This window comes from Pseudomonas sp. AC112, assembly GCF_979253545.1.
In genome coordinates this window covers 3273526-3293748 of the sequence record NZ_CEEDCM010000001.1, presented here as the reverse complement: position 1 = coordinate 3293748, position 20223 = coordinate 3273526, and the positions used below count along the sequence as shown (strand labels likewise).

Sequence of the window (20223 nt, the reverse complement as noted above, 5' to 3'; positions counted from 1 at the left end):
AGAGAATTGAATCAATGCCGCACATTTTGATCGTCGAAGACGAAACCATTATCCGCTCTGCCTTGCGTCGCCTGCTTGAACGTAATCAGTACCAGGTGAGCGAAGCCGGCTCGGTGCAGGAAGCCCAAGAGCGTTTCAGCATTCCCACGTTCGACCTGATTGTCAGTGACCTGCGCCTGCCTGGCGCGCCTGGTACCGAGTTGATCAAGCTTGGCCAGGGCACCCCTGTGCTGATCATGACCAGCTACGCCAGCCTGCGTTCGGCGGTGGACTCCATGAAGATGGGCGCGGTGGACTACATCGCCAAGCCTTTCGACCATGACGAGATGCTCCAGGCCGTAGCGCGCATCCTGCGTGACCGCCAGTCGGCCAGCAGTGCGCCAGCCGAACAGCGCCCGGCCGGAAAAACGGCCGACAAGCCAGGCGTCGACAACAGTAACGGCGAGATCGGCATCATCGGCTCCTGCCCACCGATGCAGGACCTCTACAGCAAGATCCGCAAAGTCGCACCCACCGACTCCAATGTATTGATCCAGGGCGAGTCAGGCACCGGTAAAGAACTGGTGGCCCGCGCCCTGCACAACCTGTCCAAGCGTGCCAAGGCGCCGATGATCTCGGTGAACTGCGCGGCAATCCCTGAATCCCTGATCGAGTCCGAACTGTTTGGCCACGAGAAAGGCGCGTTCACCGGCGCCAGCGCCGGGCGTGCGGGCCTGGTAGAAGCTGCGGACGGCGGCACGTTGTTCCTTGATGAAATCGGCGAGCTGCCACTGGAAGCCCAGGCGCGTTTGCTACGCGTACTCCAGGAAGGTGAGATTCGCCGCGTAGGCTCGGTGCAGTCGCAAAAGGTCGATGTGCGCCTGATCGCGGCCACTCACCGTGACCTCAAGAGCCTGGCCAAGATCGGCCAGTTCCGCGAAGACTTGTACTACCGTCTACACGTGATCGCGCTCAAGCTGCCGGCCCTGCGTGAGCGTGGCGCCGACGTCAACGAGATCGCCAGCGCATTCCTGCTGCGCCAGAGCGCACGCATCAACCGTACCGACCTGAAGTTCGCCCCGGACGCCGAGCAGGCCATTCGGCATTACTCGTGGCCGGGTAACGTGCGGGAGCTGGAAAATGCGGTCGAGCGTGCGGTGATCTTGTCCGAGAGCCCGGAAATTTCCGCCGAACTGCTGGGTATCGACATCGAGCTCAGTGACTTGGAGGATGACGACTTCATCGGCCTGGCCCCTCAACAGGGCGGCGGTAGCAATACCAGCCATGAGCCAACCGAAGACCTGTCGCTGGAAGACTACTTCCAGCATTTCGTCCTTGAACATCAGGACCACATGACCGAGACCGAACTGGCGCGCAAGCTGGGCGTGAGCCGCAAATGCCTGTGGGAACGCCGCCAACGCCTGGGTATTCCACGGCGCAAGACGGGTGTGGCCAGCGAGAGCTGAGGGCGCGCCCCCACAGGTAACACCCACCGATGTGAAAAAACTGTTACCGCGGATATTTCGCGTAACAAAAGCCGGGGCTTACGGTAACGAAGCCCCGGCTTTTTTTGGCCCGTCAAAAACCCGAAACCACCTCAACCCCCCGGTTTTGCTGGGTGGCGCAAAAGTTGGCACGCACCCTGCTATATGCTTAGTACAAAAACAATAACAAGCTTTGTACAAGACAATAAAAATAAGACGAATCGACTCACGCATAACAAAAACAACACGGCGGAGGCGCAGCTAACTGATTCTTTTGGAGAGGCGTTGCATTTGGGGCTTGCCCCGCAACCAGGCCGAGAACAACAAAAACTGCCCTAAGGCAGAGCCTGAACTGGTTGGATCGTAGATCAGCAACACAGCGACCAAAGCAATCCGTTTGCTCTTGACTCCCGATTGGGAGTGCCATGAAGGTGAAGCTTCGTGGCGAGGGCGATCAACAAAAACAAGAAGCCCGAAACCAATAATAAAAATAGAGCACGCAACTACTTCTGGGGGAGCTTCGGCTCCCCTTGTAGTTTCCGGGATTTGGCTTTCGTGACTCCCCGTAAAGGCTTATGGCGCAATGCCTGTAGCTTGTTCCTACACCATCCCCTGACTAAATGCTAGAATCCCGGCCCATCATGCGGTCATTCTTCGTTATGGCCGAACATTCCTTCAAACAGTGCATCCCATGCTGAAGAAGTTGTTCCAGTCATTCCGTTCTCCCTTGCGTCGTACGCAACACAAACGCAGCACGCCTGAAGTGCTCAATAGCAGCCAGCATTCGCTGCAACGCGCTCAGTTCAGCCGTTATGCAGTGAACATCGTCGAACGTTTGCAGAACGCCGGCTACCAGGCTTATCTGGTGGGCGGTTGCGTACGCGACATGTTGCTCAATATCACGCCCAAGGACTTCGACGTCGCCACCAGCGCCACACCCGAGCAGGTACGCGCTGAATTCCGCAACGCGCGGATCATCGGCCGGCGCTTCAAGTTGGTGCATATCCACTTCGGTCGCGAAATCATCGAAGTCGCGACGTTCCGCGCAGGCCACCCGCAAAACGATGAAGAGGAAGACACTAACCAGTCCTCCCGCAACGAAAGCGGACGCATTTTGCGCGACAACGTCTACGGCACCCTGGAAGAAGACGCGCAGCGCCGCGACTTCACCATCAACGCCCTCTATTACGATCCGGTCAGCGAGCGCATCCTCGATTACGCCAATGGCGTACACGATATCCGCAATAACCTGATCCGCCTGATCGGCGACCCGGTCCAGCGCTACCAGGAAGACCCGGTGCGCATGCTGCGGGCCGTGCGTTTCGCCGCCAAGCTGAACTTCGGCATCGAGAAACACACCGCTGCGCCAATTCGCAACCTGGCACCGATGCTGCGGGAAATTCCCTCGGCACGCCTGTTCGAAGAAGTGCTCAAGCTGTTCCTCTCGGGCTACGCCGCCGACACCTTTGAAATGCTGGTGGACCTGCAGCTATTCGATCCACTGTTTCCGGCCAGCGCCGAGGCCTTGGAATACAACCCGACGTACACCCACACCTTGATCAGCGAGGCGTTGATCAACACCGACCTGCGCATCAAGCAGAACAAGCCGGTTACCCCGGCGTTCCTGTTTGCTGCCCTGTTGTGGCCAGCCCTGCCAAAACGTGTACTGCGCCTGCAGGAACGAGGCATGCCGCCGATCCCTGCCATGCAGGAAGCTGCGCATGAGCTGATCGCCGAACAGTGCCAGCGCATCGCTATTCCGAAACGCTTCACTATGCCGATCCGCGAGATCTGGGACATGCAGGAACGCCTGCCGCGTCGCAGCGGCAAACGTGCCGACCTGCTCCTGGACAACCCGCGTTTCCGCGCCGGCTATGACTTCCTGCTGCTGCGTGAAAGCGCCGGAGAGCAGACCGATGGCCTGGGCGAATGGTGGACCGACTACCAGGACGCCAACGACAGCGAGCGCCGCGATATGATCCGCGACCTCGGCAGCAAGGGCGATGGCGCCGGCGAAGGCCCGAAGAAGCGCCGTCGCAGCGGTGCCAAGCGCAAGCGCAGCGCCGCTGATGCCTCGGGCGCAGCAGGCGAATAAACGTGGAACGCATCTACGTCGGCATGGGCAGCAACCTGGCGGCCCCGGATCAGCAATTGCGCAGCGCTATTGACGCGCTGGCGCAATTACCGGGCACCACCGTCGCCGGTGTCTCGGCCTTCTATCAAAGTGACTCCCTGCTCCCGGGCCAGCCGCGCTACACCAATGCGGTTGCCGCCCTGGACAGTCGCCTTGCGCCCCTGGAACTGCTGGATGCGCTGCAAGCCATCGAGAACGACCAAGGCCGTGAACGCCTTGAGCGCTGGGGCCCACGCACGCTCGACCTCGATATCCTGCTGTTTGGCGATCACCTGATCGACGAACCGCGCCTCAAGGTCCCGCACTACCAGATGCACCTGCGCGCATTTGTGCTGTATCCACTGGCCGAGCTAGCGCCCGCATCGCTGCAAATGCCCAACGGTCAAACGCTCAACGACTTGCTGACCGCCTGCCCGTTTGTCGGCCTGGAACGCTTGCCCCAAAACTGACTCAATCAAAGTGGGAGCTGGCTTGCCTGCGATAGCATCACCTCGGTTTCACTGAAAGACCGAGGCGCCTGCATCGCAGGCAACCCAGCTCCCACATTTTGTTCACCTACGCCCTCAAAATCGCTTTCCCACTTGCTGAATCGCGTCAGTAACAGCGGTAACACCGCCATCGTAACAATGCGGTAACACATCCAATTGACTTCCCGTGTCCTCCTCACGACTATAGGCGTCCCGCTGCCGCCAACCCGGCGCTAAAGGGCGCAATCCAGGCCTTATAAGCACTGCTCTCAAGACAGTGCGCCTGTATAAACGAAGACTCACGCGCGTTACTCGCTGTTTCCAAGCGCCTGAACGAGGACCCTTTTCATGCCAGACATTACCCTGACCACCTTGCAGAGCCTCAAGCTCAAAGGTGAAAAAATCGCCATGCTGACCTGCTATGACGCCACCTTCGCCCACGCCAGTTGCCAGGCCGGGGTTGAAGTGCTGCTGGTAGGCGACTCCCTCGGCATGGTTCTTCAAGGGAATGACAGCACCCTGCCCGTCACCACTGATGAACTTGCGTACCACACCGCCAGCGTCAAGCGCGGTAACGATGGCGCCTTCATCATCGCCGACCTGCCATTCATGGGTTACGCGACGCTCGAACAAACCTTCCAGAATGCCGGCAAGCTGATGCAAGCCGGTGCGCACATGATCAAAGTCGAAGGCGCGGTGTGGCTTGCCGAGTCGATCCGCCTGCTGGCCGAACGCGGCGTACCGGTCTGCGCGCACATGGGGCTGACGCCGCAGTCGGTGAACATCCTCGGCGGCTACAAGGTTCAGGGCCGCAATGAGGCCCAGGCGCGCCAGATGCGTGCCGATGCCATCGCCCTGGAGCAAGCCGGCGCGGCGATGATCCTGCTGGAATGTGTGCCGAGTGAGCTGGCGGCAGAGATCACCCAGGCCGTGAAAGTGCCGGTGATCGGTATCGGCGCAGGTTCCGCCACCGACGGCCAGGTGCTGGTGCTACACGACATGCTCGGCCTGTCGATCAGCGGCCGCGTACCGAAGTTCGTGAAAAACTTCATGGCCGGCCAAGCCAGCATCCACGACGCATTAAGCGCTTACGTCGCCGAAGTCAAAGGCGTGACCTTCCCTGGCGCCGAACACGGATTTTCTGCATGAACACCGTAAAAACCGTACGTGAACTGCGGGCCGCTGTTACCCACGCCCGCAACGCCGGCAAGCGCATTGGCTTTGTGCCGACCATGGGCAACCTGCACAGCGGCCATGCCACGCTGGTGACCAAGGCGGCCCAGCAGGCCGACTTCGTGGTGGCCAGCATCTTCGTCAACCCGCTGCAGTTTGGCGCCGGCGAAGACTTGGACAAATACCCGCGCACCCTCGCCGCCGACCAGGAAAAGCTGCTGCAAGCCGGCTGCAACCTGCTGTTCGCGCCCACCGTCGACGAAATGTACCCCGGTGGCATGACCGGCCAGACCCGCGTCAGCGTGCCGCAATTGTCTGAAGGCCTGTGCGGCGCCAGCCGTCCGGGGCACTTCGAAGGCGTGGCGACCGTGGTCAGCAAGCTGTTCAACATGGTCCAGCCGGACATGGCGGTGTTTGGCCAGAAGGATTACCAGCAACTGGCCGTGATCCGCGCCATGGTCCACGACCTGAACATGCCGATCCAGATCATCGGCGAGCCCACTGTGCGCGCCGACGATGGCCTCGCGCTGTCGTCGCGCAATGGCTACCTCACCGACGAGCAACGGGCCATTGCGCCGGTGCTGTACCGCAGCCTCAGTCGCATTGGCGCAGCAATCAAAGCCGGTGACCACGACTTCGCCAAGCTGCGTGCCGAGCAGGTGCTGCAGATCGAAGCCGCCGGGTTGCGCCTGGACTACCTCGAAGTGCGCCAAGGCGTGCATTTGCGCCCCGCCACACCCGAGGACCGCGATATCGTGATCCTGGTAGCCGCCTATCTGGGAGCCACCCGCCTCATCGACAACCTGCACCTGACCCTCGACTGACCCCTCCCCACTGCCCTCTTCATTGCGTGAATAAAAGTGCCGGTATAAAAAAGTACCGGCCTTAGCGCAGACAAAGCCAAGACATATCGACACGCTAGGTTTAATGTAATCGCCCTGCGCTATGGTTAGCGCTGTCCGGAACCCATTGCTTGATAAAAGACTGGACGTTCCGGGCTTAGAAGTGTCCTAAAGGCAGTCCCCGTAATAAAAGGAAACCCGCAGCGATGGCGTACTACCGCACTCCTCATGACGTTACCGCTCTGCCCGCCTGGCAAGCGCTCAATCAACATCGCCAAGCCATGCAGGATTTCAGCATGCGCGAAGCGTTCAATGCCGATCCTCAGCGTTTCTCCCAGTTCACCCTGAGCAGCTGCGGACTTTTCCTCGATTACTCGAAAAACCTGATCACCAGCGAAACCCGTGACCTGCTCGTGGGCCTCGCCAAAGAAGTCGGCCTCAAAGACGCGATCGACTCGCTGTACGCCGGCGAGCCCGTCAATTCGTCCGAAGGTCGCCCGGCCCTGCACACCGCCCTGCGCCGCCCGGTGGGCGACAAGTTGTCGGTGAACGGCGTGAACATCATGCCGGACGTGCACAAAGTGCTGAACCAGATCACTGACCTGGTCGGCCGCATCCACGACGGCCTATGGCGTGGCTACACCGAGAAGCCGATCACCGACGTGGTGAACATCGGTATCGGTGGCTCGTTCCTCGGCCCGGAGCTGGTCTCCGAAGCGCTGTTGTCCTACGCCCACAAAGGCGTGCGTTGCCATTACCTGGCGAACATCGACGGCAGCGAGTTCCACGAGCTGACCATGAAGCTGCGCGCCGAGACCACGCTGTTTATCGTCTCGTCGAAATCCTTCAACACCCTAGAAACCCTGAAAAACGCCCAGGCCGCCCGCGCCTGGTACCTGGCCCAGGGTGGCTCGGAAGCAGAGCTGTACCGTCACTTCATCGCCGTCTCCAGCAACAACGCGGCAGCCGTGGCCTTCGGTATCCGCGAAGAAAACATCTTCCCGATGTGGGACTGGGTCGGCGGTCGTTACTCGCTGTGGTCGGCCATCGGCTTGCCAATCGCCCTGGCGATCGGCATGTCCAACTTCAAGGAACTGCTGTCCGGTGCCTACACCATGGACCAGCATTTCCAGAACGCGCCATTCGAACAGAACATGCCGGTGCTGCTCGGCTTGCTGGGTGTGTGGTACGGCAACTTCTGGGGTGCCCAGAGCCATGCGATCCTGCCGTACGACCACTACCTGCGTAACATCACCAAGCACTTGCAACAGTTGGACATGGAATCCAACGGCAAGAGCGTGCGCCAGGACGGCACCCCAGTGGCGACCGATACCGGCCCAGTGATCTGGGGTGGCGTAGGTTGCAACGGTCAGCACGCGTATCACCAGTTGCTGCACCAGGGGACCCAACTGATCCCGGCCGACTTCATCGTGCCGATCGTCAGCTTCAACCCGGTGTCCGACCACCATCAGTGGCTGTACGCCAACTGCCTGTCCCAGAGCCAGGCACTGATGCTCGGCAAGACCCGCGCCGAAGCCGAAGCCGAGCTGCGCGACAAAGGCATCCCGGAAGACGAAGTGCAGAAGCTGGCACCGCACAAGGTGATCCCGGGCAACCGTCCGAGCAACACCATCGTGGTCGAGCGCATCAGCCCGCGTCGCCTGGGCGCCCTGGTCGCCATGTATGAGCACAAAGTATTCGTACAGAGCGTGATCTGGGGCATCAACGCCTTCGACCAATGGGGCGTGGAGCTGGGCAAGGAGCTGGGCAAGGGCGTCTACAGCCGCCTGACCGGCGCTGAAGAAACCTCGGCCGAAGATGCTTCGACCCAGGGCCTGATCAACTACTTCCGCGGTCGCCACCGCGGCTGATCCAGGTATCGCAGGGCCAACGTCCGTTTGGACGTTGGCCTTGAACCCTCCCCTTGCAGGGTGCATCTTTATCACTTGTTGCCAAAACAAGAATAAGGATCGCTCATGTTCGATATCAGCACGTTCCCCACCGCCGATGCCGTCCGCCGGGCTGCGCAACTCAGTCAGGAGGACTACCAGCGCCTCTATCGCCAATCCATCGATCAGCCGGATACGTTCTGGGCTGAACAGGCCAAAAGCTTTCTCGACTGGATAACCCCGTGGCACACCGTCCAACGCTCAGACATCAAGACCGGCGCTGCGCAATGGTTTGCCGGCGGCCAACTGAATGTCAGCTACAACTGCATCGACCGTCACCTCGCCCTGCGTGCCGATCAGCCGGCCTTCATCTGGGAAGGTGATGATCCGACAAAATCTTCCAAAATCACCTACCGCCAACTGCACCAGAACGTCAGTCGCCTGGCCAATGTGCTGAAAAGCCGTGGCGTAAAGAAAGGCGACCGGGTGTGCATCTACATGCCGATGATCCCGGAAGCCGCCTACGCCATGCTCGCTTGCACGCGGATCGGCGCGGTGCATTCGGTGGTGTTTGGCGGCTTTTCGCCGGATGCCTTGCGTGACCGTATTCTCGACGCCGACTGCCGCACCGTAATCACTGCGGACGAAGGCGTGCGCGGTGGTAAACCGGTAGCACTGAAACAGAATGTCGACAAAGCCCTGGCCAGTTGCCCGAATGTGAGCACGGTGCTGGTGGTAGAGCGCACCGGAGCGACCGTTAACTGGAGCGAAGGCCGCGATCTCAAGTATCAACAAGCCCTGGATGCGGCCAGCGACGACTGCCCGCCCGAGCCAATGGACGCCGAAGACCCGCTGTTTATCCTCTACACCTCTGGCAGCACCGGCAAACCCAAAGGTGTGCTGCACACCACGGGTGGCTATCTGCTGCAAGCGGCGATGACCTTCAAATACGTGCTCGACTACCGCGAGGGCGAAGTGTTCTGGTGCACCGCCGATGTGGGCTGGGTCACCGGCCACAGTTACATCGTGTACGGCCCGCTGGCCAATGGTGCGACATCGCTGATGTTTGAAGGCGTGCCGAGCTACCCGGACAGTTCGCGCTTCTGGCAGGTGATCGACAAGCACAAGGTCAACATCTTCTACACCGCGCCCACCGCCTTGCGTGCATTGATGCGCGAAGGCCACGGCCCGCTGGAGAATACCTCCCGCGCCAGCCTGCGCTTGCTGGGTAGCGTCGGCGAACCGATCAACCCGGAAGCCTGGGACTGGTACTTCAACGCCGTAGGCGAGCAGCGCTGCCCGATTGTGGATACCTGGTGGCAGACCGAGACCGGCGGCATCATGCTCAGCCCCTTGGTCAGCGCGCAGCGTATCAAGCCTGGCTGCGCCACCCAGCCGATGTTCGGCGTGCAACCCGTGCTGCTGGATGAACACGGCAAGGAGCTCAGCGGGGCCGGCAGTGGCGTACTGGCGATCAAAGCGAGCTGGCCGGGGCAGATCCGCAGTGTGTACGGCGATCCGCAGCGCATGATCGACACCTATTTCAAACCCTACCCCGGCTACTATTTCACCGGTGACGGCGCACGGCGCGACGAGGACGGCGACTACTGGATCACCGGGCGCATCGACGACGTGATCAACGTGTCCGGTCACCGTATCGGCACCGCCGAGGTGGAGAGCGCCCTGGTGCTGCATGACCAGGTCGCCGAGGCCGCCGTGGTGGGGTATCCCCATGATGTCAAAGGCCAGGGCATCTACGCCTTTGTCACGCCGATGAATGGCGTGGAACCCGACGACGCGCTGAAAAAACACCTACTGGACCTGGTCAGCAAGGAAATTGGCAGCTTCGCCAAGCCGGAACTGATTCAATGGGCACCGGCCTTGCCGAAAACCCGCTCCGGCAAGATCATGCGCAGGATTTTGCGCAAGATCGCCTGCAACGAACTCGACAGCCTCGGTGATACCTCGACGCTGGCCGACCCGAGCGTCGTAGAAGGCTTGATCGACAAGCGCCTGAACCGATAGGAGCCCCCACGTCGCCATGGAATTTATCCGCAGCCGTATTGAAACCCAGTTGATGAGCCTGACCGGCCTGTCGCTGGGCCAACTGGACCTGGAAAACCCCAAGGGCGACCCAGGCCTGTTCGGACCCGACTCGGTGAGCTGGCAAGTCCATGGCGACTTCAGCAGCATGCTAATCGGCGGCATCAGCGCCTTGATGCTGCAAGCCTTGCACCCACTGGCTCTGGCGGGCGTGTGGGACCATTCCAACTTTCGCCAGGACATGCTCGGGCGCTTGCGGCGTACCTCGCAGTTCATCTCCGGCACCACCTTCGGCTCGCGCAAAGATGCCGAATGGCTGATCGAAAAAGTCCGCACCATTCACCTGCAGGTGGTCGGCCATGCTCCGGACGGGCGACCTTATGCGGCCAGCGATCCAGAGTTGCTGACCTGGGTGCATGTGGCGGAGGTCAGTAACTTCCTGGCCGCTCACTTGCGCTACCGCAACCCACACCTGTCCGGTCGGGACCAGGACCGGTACTACAGTGAAATTGCCCTGGTGGCGGAACAGCTGGGCGCGCGGCATGTTCCGCGCTCTCGGCAGGAAGTTTCGGATTATCTGGCCCGTATCCGCCCACAATTGCTGTGCGACGATCGCAGCCGCGAAGTGCTGCGTTTACTCCTCAATGCGCCCTCCCCCAGCCTGCTGGCCAAGCCATTTGGCGCGTTGATGATGCAGGCCGGGATTGACCTGTTGCCCGAGTGGGCCAGCACCCTGCTCGAACAGTACCAGAGCCCGCTGCAACGCAAGATGATCCGTGCCGGGGTCAAACGCAGTGCGCCGATGCTGCGCTGGGCGATGCGCAACGGTTCGGTGCAACGCGCCCATCGACGGATGGGGTTGATGTAGGCGACGGTGCATAGCTGTTAAACTTCGCGCCCTCAATTCCCCAGCAAGGCGCGCTCCATGTCTTCCCTGAATCAGGCGCTGCGCGCCGCCCTCGATCATCGCCAAGACCTGATCAGCGAACTGCACGCCCAAGGCACAGACTGCTACCGACTGTTCCATGGCAGCCAGGAAGGTGCCGGCGGCCTGACCATCGACCGCTACGGCCCGCAATTGCTGGTGCAGAGCTTTCACCAAACCCTGGAAACCGAAGAGCTGCTGGCGCTGCATCAACAGGTCAACCAGTCCATGGGCCTGGAATTGTTGCTGGTGTACAACGACCGCTCCCGTGGCAATTCGCGCATCGACCGCGAAGACACAGTGTATCGCGCCGAACCCGCTGCACTGGAAGACCTGGTTGGCCACGAGTGGGGCCTCAATTATCGCGTGCGCGGGCGCCATGCCGGGCAAGACCCGCTGCTGTTCCTGGATCTGCGCAACACGCGGGGCTGGGTCAAGGCACACAGTGCCGGCAAAAGCGTGCTGAACCTGTTCGCCTACACCTGCGGCGTGGGCCTGAGCGCCGCCGCCGGGGGCGCCCGTGAGGTGTGCAACCTGGACTTCGCCGAGGGCAACCTGGCGGTCGGGCGCGAAAATGGGCTGCTGAACCCGCAGTTGCCGACTATGGAATTTGTGCAGTCCGACTATTTTCCGGCGATTCGCCAACTGGCCGGCCTGCCAATCACCCAGCGACGTGGGCACAAGCTGCCGAGTTATCCGCGCCTGGAGCCGCGTCAGTACGACGTGGTACTGCTGGACCCTCCGGCCTGGGCCAAGAGCGCATTTGGCACCGTCGACCTGTTGCGCGACTACCAAAGCCTACTCAAGCCGGCATTGCTGGCCACCGCCGACGATGGCGTGCTGATCTGCTGCAACAACCTGGCAAAAGTCAGCATGGATGATTGGCGCGAACAGGTCCTGCGCTGCGCGGAGAAAGCCGGACGCCCCGTACGTGACTGGACAATCATGACGCCAGGCGCGGACTTCCCCTCCCAGGATCAACAGCCACCGCTGAAAACCCTGATACTCCAGCTGTAAGACGTTTCTCAAAGGGCCTTGCTCTTCGGAACCGAAAACCCGTGCCATACTCCAAGGCACTCCTGTTTGACATAGATGGCGTCACCCCATGCCCAAAGGATTGATTCGCGCCGCCGGCGCCTTGTTGACCGCCCTTGCCCTGTACAGCTTGCTGGGCTTTTTGATTCTCCCCGGTATCGCGCTTCGGATTGCCAACCAGCAACTGGCCAATTACGCCACGGTGCCGGCGCGGATCGAGCGGATCGAGCTCAACCCGTTCAGCCTGGAAGTGACGGCATGGGGGCTCCAGATCGGTGAGCCCGGCAAGGAACAGGTGGGTTTCGAACGCCTCTATGCCAATCTTCAGATCGATAGCCTCTGGACCCGCGCCTTGCACCTCGCCGATGTGCAACTGGACAAGCCGAAGACCGAGCTGTTGTTCGACAAATCCGGCCAGTTGAACCTCGCACAGTTGTTCAAGCTGCCCCCCAGCGAGCCAACGCCCGCCGATCCGGATGCCAAGCCCTTCCCGTTGCGCATCGACAGCATCAAGCTGGCGGGCGGCTATGTGCACTTTCAGGACCTGCGCCCCAGCGAACCGATCGAATTTCTCTACGACACCCTCGACTTCGAGCTGAAGAACCTCAGCACCTTGCCTGAAGACAATGCCGACATGACGTTGGTGGCGGCCGGGCCTGAAGGTGGGCGAATCGACTGGAAAGGTAATTTCAGCCTGGTGCCGATGCTCTCTGAAGGCACGTTGAAGGTCACCGACGGCAAGATGAAAGCCTGGTGGCCCTATGTCCGTGATGCGCTGCCACTGGTACTTGAAGACGGCGTGCTCAACTTCAGTACCGAGTACAAATTCAGCCTGGCCAAAGAGACCGAGCTGAACCTCAGCAACACCGCCGCCAGCATCGCGCCATTTGCCATCAAGGCACCCGACGGTCGCCCACTGGTGCGCCTGGAACGCCTGGACGTCAGCGAGACCACGGTAGACCTGGCGAAACAGCAAGTGGTGGTGGGCAAGATCCGCAGCAACAAACTCGAAACCTGGGCGGCCCTTGAGGCTGACGGGCAACTGGACTGGCAGAAACTGTTCGCCAGCCAACCGAGCAAACCGGCCAAGGCGCCGGAGCCTGCCACCGCACCGGCCACCGCCGACTCGCCAAAAGCCGAGCCCGCCGCGCCGAGCAAGCCTTGGCAAGTACTGCTCAAGGACGTGCAACTGCGCAACTATCAGGTGCACCTGGCCGACCGCCAGGCCAAACCGGCGGTCGCGCTGGAAGTGGGCCCGCTGAACGTCGACCTGCAGAACTTCGATAGCCTCAACCAGAGCCCGTTTACCCTGAAAGTCGACTCAGGCGTGGGCAAGCAAGGCAAAATCCAGGCGACCGGCGAGGTCAACCTCAACCCGGTCAGCGCCAAGCTTAAAGTGAACACCCAGGACATCGACCTTCGGGTTGCCCAGTCCTACATCAGCCCGTTCATCCGCCTGGAGCTGCGCAGTGGCATGCTCGGCAGCAACCTCGATGTAAACCTGAAAAGCACTGACCCTCTGAAACTGCAGGTCACTGGCCGCGCCCAAGTCGACCAATTACACACGCTGGACACCCTCAAGACCCGCGACTTCCTCAAATGGCAGCGCCTGGTGCTCGAAGGCGTCAACTACCAGCACGGCGACAGCCTGTCGATCGACAAGGTCAACCTGCTGCAGCCGTATGCGCGCTTCATGATCAACGATGACCGTACCACCAACGTTGATGACCTGTTGATTCCGCAAGCTCCCGACAAAGGGCCCAAGCCCGCCAGCAAGGACAAGCCCTTGGGCATTCGCATCGGCCAGATTGCGATCAACGACGGTTCCGCCAACTTTGCCGACTTCAGCCTCACCCCCAACTTCGCCACGGCGATTCAGCAGCTCAACGGTCAGATCGGTACCATCGACAGCCGCCAGGCCAAACCAGCCAGCGTAGATATCAAGGGCAAAGTCGACCGCTACGCGCCGGTTACGATCAAAGGCAGCGTGAACCCGTTTGATCCGATGGCGGCGCTGGACATTGCCACCAGTTTCAAACGCGTCGAGCTGACGACCCTGACGCCCTATTCCGGCAAATTCGCCGGGTTCCGTATCCGTAAGGGCCGTCTCAACCTCGACCTGCACTACGTGATCACCAAGGGCCAGTTGAAGGCCGAGAACAAGGTGGTGGTCGAGCAATTGCAATTGGGTGAGAAAGTCGACAGCGCCGATGCCGTGGACTTGCCGATTCGCCTGGCGATCGCGCTACTCAAGGACAGCGACGGCAAGATCTCCATCGAACTGCCGGTAACCGGCGACCTGAATAACCCGCAATTCAGTGTGATGCCCATCGTGTGGCAGACCCTGCGAAACCTGGTGGTTCGCGCAGCGACAGCGCCCTTCAAGTTCATCGGCGGGTTGGTGACCGGCGGCGGTTCGGAAGACCTTGGGAATGTGTCGTTCGCCCCAGGTTCCAGCGAGTTGAACAAAGACGCCGAAGGCGCCTTGAACACGCTGGCCAAGGCACTGAAAGAGCGTCCTACCCTGCGCCTGGAAATCGAAGGCACTGCCGCTGCCAGCAGCGACGGGCCTTTCCTCGCTGCGCAGCGCCTGGAACGTGAATACCAATACAACTACTACAAAATGCTCCAGCGCCGGGGTGACAAGGTGCCCGCACAGGCGTCGCTGCTGGTCGTCCCGGACGGTGAAAAGGCGCCTCTGCTTGAAGGCATTTACCGCACCCGTTTGAAACAGCAACCGCCGGCGGAATGGAAAGACCTGAGCCGCGATGACCGCACGGCGAAGCTCAAGGACGGCGTGATCAAGTTCTGGAGCACCAGTGATGTGTTGCTGCGTCAACTGGGCCAGGACCGTGCCAGCACCATCAAGGACTACTTGGTGGATAAGGGCCAACTGGAAGACGACCGGGTGTACTTCATTGATGCCAACCTGGGTCAGGCTGAGAAGGACGGACGGGTCGTGACGCCCATGCATCTGGACGCCGAATAGACTCCACACATCTATAGGAGCTGGCTTGCCGGCGATGCGGGCACCTGGGGTTTTCAGTTGAACCGAGGTGACGCTATCGCCGGCAAGCCAACGCCTACAGGCGGTTTGTATTGGCGTGAGATTGCATGCAGCGCGAAATAGAAAAGGCCCCGACACGAATGTCGGGGCCTTTAATGACCACATCCTTGTGGCCGGTCGCATGAACCTGTGTGGTGCGTTGAGTGGATAACTAGCTCACTCTCAGCCGCCTAGTTCAGACGAATTCCTACAGCGTTACTCTGCTTTCAGGCCGTCGGCCGATACAGCTTTAACGCCTTTGATTTTCTTGGTGATGTTCACCGCGGTAGTTTTCTGAGCTTCAGTGACCGCTACGGTCGAAGACAGGGAAACTACACCTTTATTGGTTTCGACTTTGATGTCGGTACCAGGAATGCCTTTCTCGGTAACCAGGTCAGCTTTCACTTTAGTGGTGATCCAGGTGTCCGAAGTGGACTCTTTGGCACCCGCGGCTGCACTTTTGGTTTTGTCGACGTTGTCTGCTTTAGTAGCACCGCCAGCCATCAGGCCGTCAGCCGATACAGCGGTTACGCCTTTGATTTTTTTGGTGATCGCTACAGCAGTGGCTTTCTGCGAGTCGGAGATAGCGACTGTCGAGGACAGGGAAACCACACCTTTGTTGGTTTCAACCTTGATGTCCGAACCAGGAATGCCCTTTTCGGTCAGCAGGTCGGATTTAACCTTAGTGGTGATCCAGGTATCCGAAACGCTTTCTTTAGCCTTGGTAGCTTCACCGGCCGCCAATGTCATAGGGGCTTGGGAAGTCTGAGCAAAGGCTACGTTAGCACCCATGGCCAGAGTCAGAGCGGTAGCAGTAGCGAGAGCGAACTTCTTCATACGAGTAACTCCTGTTTTATTAAAAGTCTGCAGTGTGTGGACCTTGATGCTGCAGCGTTAACAGGGATATTGCAGGCAGTGTGCCAAGTCTGAACCCTCGGATAAATCCTTACAAAACAATATGTTATGAAATGCGGTGATTTTCGGAATCGTGCAACTTGCATGAAGTCATGCGCACCTGCATGCAAGTTGCGGCTTTTGCGATCTAGTAACCGTCTGATAATTCGGCATTTTCTCGCCGGCATAAAAAAAGGACTCCGAAGAGTCCTTTTTTCAGCGTGTAGCTTGCGGGTGATTAAACGCCCGAAGCCTTGGCTGCTGCTACGTCCTTGATGGACAGCTTGATACGGCCGCGGTTGTCCACGTCCAGTACCAGCACTTCCACTTCCTGGCCTTCCTTCAGAATGTCGGTCACTTTCTCAACGCGAGCGTCGCTCAGCATGGAGATGTGAACCAGACCGTCTTTGCCCGGCAGGATGTTGACGAATGCGCCGAAGTCGACGATGCGCTCAACCTTACCGACGTAGATCTTGCCGATCTCGGCCTCAGCGGTGATGCCCAGTACGCGCTGACGTGCAGCTTCAGCCGCTTCCTTGGTTTCGCCGAAGATCTTGATGGAGCCGTCGTCTTCGATATCGATCGAAGCCTTGGTCTCTTCACAGATCGCACGGATGGTCGCGCCGCCTTTACCGATAACATCACGGATTTTGTCGGTGTCGATTTTCATCGCGATCATGGTCGGAGCATTTTCCGACAGCTCGGTACGGGACTGACCAATGATCTGGTTCATCTGGCCGAGGATGTTCAGGCGCGCTTCCAGGGCTTGGCCCAGGGCGATTTCCATGATCTCTTCGGTGATGCCCTTGATCTTGATGTCCATCTGCAGCGCGGTCACACCTTTGGCGGTACCGGCTACCTTGAAGTCCATGTCGCCCAGGTGGTCTTCGTCACCCAGGATGTCGGTCAGGATGGCGAACTTCTCGCCTTCTTTAACCAGGCCCATGGCGATACCGGCAACCGGCGCCTTCATTGGCACACCAGCGTCCATCAGTGCCAGGGAAGCACCGCAAACGGAAGCCATCGAGCTGGAACCGTTGGACTCGGTGATTTCCGACACAACACGGATGGTGTACGGGAACACGTCAGCAGCCGGCAGCATGGCCTGGACCGAACGACGGGCCAGACGGCCGTGACCGATTTCGCGACGACCAGCACCGCCCATGCGACCACACTCGCCCACCGAGAACGGAGGGAAGTTGTAGTGCAGCATGAAGGGGTCTTTTTTCTCGCCTTCCAGGGTGTCCAGCAGCTGTGCGTCACGGGCAGTGCCCAGGGTCGCAACAACCAGTGCCTGGGTTTCACCACGGGTGAACAGGGCCGAACCGTGGGTCTTCGGCAGAACGCCGACTTCGATGTTCAGCGGACGTACGGTGCGGGTGTCGCGACCGTCGATACGTGGCTTGCCGTTCACGATGTTTTCGCGAACGGTGCGGTATTCGATTTCGCCGAATGCAGCCTTGACGTCGCTGGCGGAAGGCTGGCCTTCTTCACCGGACAGCTTGGCTACAACCTGGTCCTTCAACTCGCCCAGGCGAGCGTAACGGTCGGCCTTGACGGTGATGGTGTAGGCGTCGGAGATGGCAGCGCCGAACTCGGAGCGGATAGCGCCCAGCAGTTCGGTGGCTTCCGGTGCAGCAGCCCAGGTCCAGGTTGGCTTGGCAGCTTCGGCAGCCAGCTCGGTGACAGCCTTGATGACCGCCTGGAACTCGTCGTGGGCGAACAGTACAGCGCCCAGCATCTGGTCTTCGGTCAGCTCTTTGGCTTCCGATTCAACCATCAATACGGCTTCCGAGGTACCGGCAACGACCATGTCCAGGCTCGATGCTTTCAGTTGCTCGTAAGTCGGGTTCAGCAGGTAGCCGGTGCTTTCGTGGAAGGCAACGCGGGCTGCGCCGATCGGGCCATCGAAAGGAATACCGGAGATGGCCAGGGCAGCCGAGGTACCGATCATCGCAGCGATGTCCGGATCGGTCTTCTTGCTGGTGGAAACGACGGTGCAGACAACCTGCACTTCGTTCATGAAGCCTTCTGGGAACAGCGGACGGATCGGACGGTCGATCAGTCGGGAAGTCAGGGTTTCTTTCTCGGAAGGACGGCCTTCGCGCTTGAAGAAACCGCCAGGGATCTTACCGGCAGCGTAAGTCTTTTCCTGGTAGTGAACGGACAGAGGGAAGAAGCCTTTGCTCGGGTCAGCGGTCTTGGCGCCAACAACGGTTACCAGTACGGTAACGTCGTCATCAACGGTAACCAGCACTGCGCCGGAGGCTTGACGGGCGATACGGCCTGTCTCGAGGGTAACGGTCGACTGACCGAACTGGAATTTTTTGATAACCGGGTTCACGGTGTCCTACCTTCTTTGTGGCTCTTGGGGGAACTTGTCTTCTTGCGAAATTCTTGGGCAATGCCGGGAATCGGCCCGACGCTAGTCCAGGGTAAAACGTGTATCCAGATAAAACTTGAGGCTGGGAGCCTGCCATGGGCCAGCGGGAATCCCACTGACACACGGCAGACAACCAACCTCTAGCGCAATCGCTTATTAGCGACGCAGACCCAGGCGACCGATCAGAGTCTGATAACGACCCAGATCCTTGCCTTTCAGGTAGTCCAGCAGCTTACGGCGCTGGTTTACCATGCGGATCAGACCACGACGGGAGTGGTGATCTTTACCGTTGGCCTTGAAGTGACCTTGCAGCTTGTTGATGTTGTGGGTCAGCAGTGCAACTTGCACTTCTGGCGAACCAGTGTCACCAACAGCTTGCTGATAGTCAGCAACGATTTGTGCTTTTTCTTGAACGTCGAGAGCCATGAGGCAATCCTTTTTTCAGGAAACCACCCAAAGGGCAGTTTCAACAGGCCAGGGACAAATCCCTGTATCTAAAAATGAGTGTTGACCGTGCCTGTTAACAGCCACACTCGTTCGGTCATTCTGACCGAATCAGTCGACGCGGCGCTATGCGCCCGTCTTCGCTCACTTCACCGATACCGATAAAGCGACCGTTATGATCCTGTACCCGCACCATGCCGAACTTCGGCGCATCCGGGGCACGCACCGGCTGGCCGTTTAGCCAGTAGAACGCGCTGTGTTCCGAGAAGTGCAGCAATGGCCAATCGAGCAAACCGCTGTCCGATGGCATCAGGAAGCGATCAACCGCTTCATTGCCGCCTTCGGCGTGTACAGCTTCCAACTCTTCCAGCGTGACCGTCTGGGCCAGGCTGAAAGGACCGGCCTGGGTGCGTCGCAGTTCTGCAACGTACGCGCCGCAACCGAGCTTCTCACCGATATCTTCCACCAGGGTACGAATATAGGTGCCTTTGCTGCAGTCCACGGCCAACCGGGCGGTGTCGCCTTCACAGGCAAGCAATTCCAAGCGCGCAATAGTAACAGAACGCGGTTCGCGCTCCACTACTTCGCCCGCACGTGCCAGCTTGTAAAGAGGCTGGCCATCACGCTTGAGCGCCGAGTACATCGGCGGTATCTGACTGATTTCCCCACGAAAACCGGGTAAAGCAGCTTCAATATCAGCACGACCAACGGTCACGTCGCGAACCTGCAGAACATCACCTTCGGCATCGGCCGTGGTGGTGGTCTTGCCCAGTTGCATCAGGGTTTCGTAACCCTTGTCGGAATCGAGCAGGTATTGCGAAAACTTGGTGGCCTCGCCAAAGCACAACGGCAGTACACCGGTGGCGAGGGGGTCGAGACTACCGGTGTGCCCGGCCTTTTCGGCGTTGAGCAGCCAGCGGACCTTCTGCAATGCGGCATTGGAGGTAAAGCCAATGGGCTTGTCGAGCAGGATTATGCCGCTGACGTTGCGACGGATACGTTTGACCTGAGCCACCGCTTACTCCTTGGCGTCTTCAGGTGTGGACGGGTGCTGGCTGTCTTCAGCCACGGCGCGCTCGATCAGTGCCGACAGGTGCGCACCCCGCACGACGCTTTCATCGTAGTGAAAGTGCAACTGAGGAACACTGCGCAGCTTCATTTCACGGGCCAATTGCATACGCAGGAAACCTGCCGCCGAATTGAGCACCTTGATGCTTTGCGCGATTTCTTCGCTGCTGTCCTGCCCCATCACGGTGATGAAGATCTTGGCGTGACCCACGTCACGGCTCACTTCAACGGCGGTGATGGTGACCAGGCCAACGCGTGGATCTTTGACTTCGCGACGGATCAGTTGGGCCAGCTCGCGCTGCATCTGATCGCCGATACGCTGGGTACGGCTGTATTCTTTTGCCATGTCTTGTTACCTGTTACTGCCACACGGTGAAACCCGTGGGGTCTGAAAGCGGCAAACGCCCGGCCTGACAA

General features: G+C 59.7%; 15 protein-coding genes. 10 read left to right on the top strand and 5 right to left on the bottom strand.

Translation table 11 applies throughout. The annotated features are described in order from the left end of the window. Positions 1-14: 14 nt before the first annotated feature. The 10 genes from AC0IYN_RS15180 to AC0IYN_RS15135 all read left to right on the top strand — a co-directional run bounded on the left by AC0IYN_RS15180 (position 15) and on the right by AC0IYN_RS15135 (position 14960). Positions 15-1445: a sigma-54-dependent transcriptional regulator gene (locus tag AC0IYN_RS15180; RefSeq protein WP_034107044.1), complete on the top strand. Its 1431-nt coding sequence runs from the start codon at positions 15-17 to the stop codon at positions 1443-1445. Between the two features lie 709 nt (positions 1446-2154). Beyond that, on the top strand, positions 2155-3558 hold the full coding sequence (locus AC0IYN_RS15175) for a polynucleotide adenylyltransferase PcnB (protein WP_457239933.1): 1404 nt from the start codon (positions 2155-2157) through the stop codon (positions 3556-3558). Positions 3559-3560: 2 nt separating this feature from the next. Continuing rightward, positions 3561-4046, top strand: coding sequence for a 2-amino-4-hydroxy-6-hydroxymethyldihydropteridine diphosphokinase (gene folK / locus AC0IYN_RS15170; protein WP_406597559.1), 486 nt, complete (start codon positions 3561-3563; stop codon positions 4044-4046). 366 nt (positions 4047-4412) lie between these two features. Continuing rightward, entirely contained in the window at positions 4413-5213 is an 801-nt protein-coding gene (gene panB / locus AC0IYN_RS15165; RefSeq protein ID WP_368944935.1) for a 3-methyl-2-oxobutanoate hydroxymethyltransferase, read from the top strand. Further along, on the top strand, positions 5210-6061 hold the full coding sequence (gene panC / locus AC0IYN_RS15160) for a pantoate--beta-alanine ligase (protein ID WP_406597560.1): 852 nt from the start codon (positions 5210-5212) through the stop codon (positions 6059-6061). Before panB ends, panC begins: the two co-directional genes overlap by 4 nt. A gap of 224 nt (positions 6062-6285) precedes the next feature. Beyond that, a complete protein-coding gene (gene pgi, locus AC0IYN_RS15155; protein WP_471842105.1) occupies positions 6286-7950 on the top strand; it encodes a glucose-6-phosphate isomerase in 1665 nt (554 codons plus the stop codon). Positions 7951-8055: 105 nt separating this feature from the next. Next, positions 8056-9993 (top strand): acetate--CoA ligase, encoded by a 1938-nt coding sequence (gene acs, locus AC0IYN_RS15150; protein WP_471842103.1) that lies wholly within the window; start codon positions 8056-8058, stop codon positions 9991-9993. Positions 9994-10009: 16 nt separating this feature from the next. Continuing rightward, positions 10010-10879 carry an oxygenase MpaB family protein gene (locus AC0IYN_RS15145; RefSeq protein WP_471842101.1) on the top strand — a complete coding sequence of 290 codons (870 nt, stop codon included), beginning with the start codon at positions 10010-10012 and terminating at the stop codon, positions 10877-10879. A gap of 57 nt (positions 10880-10936) precedes the next feature. Further along, entirely contained in the window at positions 10937-11953 is a 1017-nt protein-coding gene (locus AC0IYN_RS15140) for a class I SAM-dependent rRNA methyltransferase (RefSeq protein WP_471842099.1), read from the top strand. 88 nt (positions 11954-12041) lie between these two features. Further along, positions 12042-14960 carry a DUF748 domain-containing protein gene (locus AC0IYN_RS15135; protein WP_457238887.1) on the top strand — a complete coding sequence of 973 codons (2919 nt, stop codon included), beginning with the start codon at positions 12042-12044 and terminating at the stop codon, positions 14958-14960. 273 nt (positions 14961-15233) lie between these two features. Here AC0IYN_RS15135 and AC0IYN_RS15130 read toward each other — a convergent pair whose 3' ends face one another. From AC0IYN_RS15130 to rbfA, 5 genes are all read right to left on the bottom strand, one after another. Next, positions 15234-15854, bottom strand: a complete 621-nt coding sequence (locus tag AC0IYN_RS15130) for a BON domain-containing protein (RefSeq protein WP_457247865.1) — start codon at positions 15852-15854, stop codon at positions 15234-15236. Positions 15855-16149: 295 nt separating this feature from the next. Further along, the gene (pnp, locus tag AC0IYN_RS15125) at positions 16150-18255 is read right to left on the bottom strand and encodes a polyribonucleotide nucleotidyltransferase (RefSeq protein ID WP_017528788.1); all 2106 of its coding nucleotides are present in this window, start codon (positions 18253-18255) and stop codon (positions 16150-16152) included. A gap of 195 nt (positions 18256-18450) precedes the next feature. After that, a complete protein-coding gene (gene rpsO / locus AC0IYN_RS15120; protein WP_003177875.1) occupies positions 18451-18720 on the bottom strand; it encodes a 30S ribosomal protein S15 in 270 nt (89 codons plus the stop codon). 115 nt (positions 18721-18835) lie between these two features. Next, entirely contained in the window at positions 18836-19753 is a 918-nt protein-coding gene (truB, locus tag AC0IYN_RS15115) for a tRNA pseudouridine(55) synthase TruB (protein ID WP_025857114.1), read from the bottom strand. Positions 19754-19756: 3 nt separating this feature from the next. Further along, on the bottom strand, positions 19757-20152 hold the full coding sequence (gene rbfA, locus AC0IYN_RS15110; protein ID WP_016973761.1) for a 30S ribosome-binding factor RbfA: 396 nt from the start codon (positions 20150-20152) through the stop codon (positions 19757-19759). Between the last annotated feature and the right edge of the window lie 71 nt (positions 20153-20223).

Excerpts from the sequence above, each read along its gene's own strand:
- AC0IYN_RS15180 (WP_034107044.1), top strand. The coding sequence starts at position 15 with ATGCCGCACATTTTGATCGTCGAAGACGAAACCATTATCCGCTCTGCC.
- AC0IYN_RS15175 (WP_457239933.1), top strand. The coding sequence starts at position 2,155 with ATGCTGAAGAAGTTGTTCCAGTCATTCCGTTCTCCCTTGCGTCGTACG.
- panB (WP_368944935.1), top strand. The coding sequence starts at position 4,413 with ATGCCAGACATTACCCTGACCACCTTGCAGAGCCTCAAGCTCAAAGGT.
- panC (WP_406597560.1), top strand. The coding sequence starts at position 5,210 with ATGAACACCGTAAAAACCGTACGTGAACTGCGGGCCGCTGTTACCCAC.
- pgi (WP_471842105.1), top strand. The coding sequence starts at position 6,286 with ATGGCGTACTACCGCACTCCTCATGACGTTACCGCTCTGCCCGCCTGG.
- acs (WP_471842103.1), top strand. The coding sequence starts at position 8,056 with ATGTTCGATATCAGCACGTTCCCCACCGCCGATGCCGTCCGCCGGGCT.
- AC0IYN_RS15145 (WP_471842101.1), top strand. The coding sequence starts at position 10,010 with ATGGAATTTATCCGCAGCCGTATTGAAACCCAGTTGATGAGCCTGACC.
- AC0IYN_RS15140 (WP_471842099.1), top strand. The coding sequence starts at position 10,937 with ATGTCTTCCCTGAATCAGGCGCTGCGCGCCGCCCTCGATCATCGCCAA.
- AC0IYN_RS15135 (WP_457238887.1), top strand. The coding sequence starts at position 12,042 with ATGCCCAAAGGATTGATTCGCGCCGCCGGCGCCTTGTTGACCGCCCTT.
- AC0IYN_RS15130 (WP_457247865.1), bottom strand. The coding sequence starts at position 15,854 with ATGAAGAAGTTCGCTCTCGCTACTGCTACCGCTCTGACTCTGGCCATG.
- rpsO (WP_003177875.1), bottom strand. The coding sequence starts at position 18,720 with ATGGCTCTCGACGTTCAAGAAAAAGCACAAATCGTTGCTGACTATCAG.
- rbfA (WP_016973761.1), bottom strand. The coding sequence starts at position 20,152 with ATGGCAAAAGAATACAGCCGTACCCAGCGTATCGGCGATCAGATGCAG.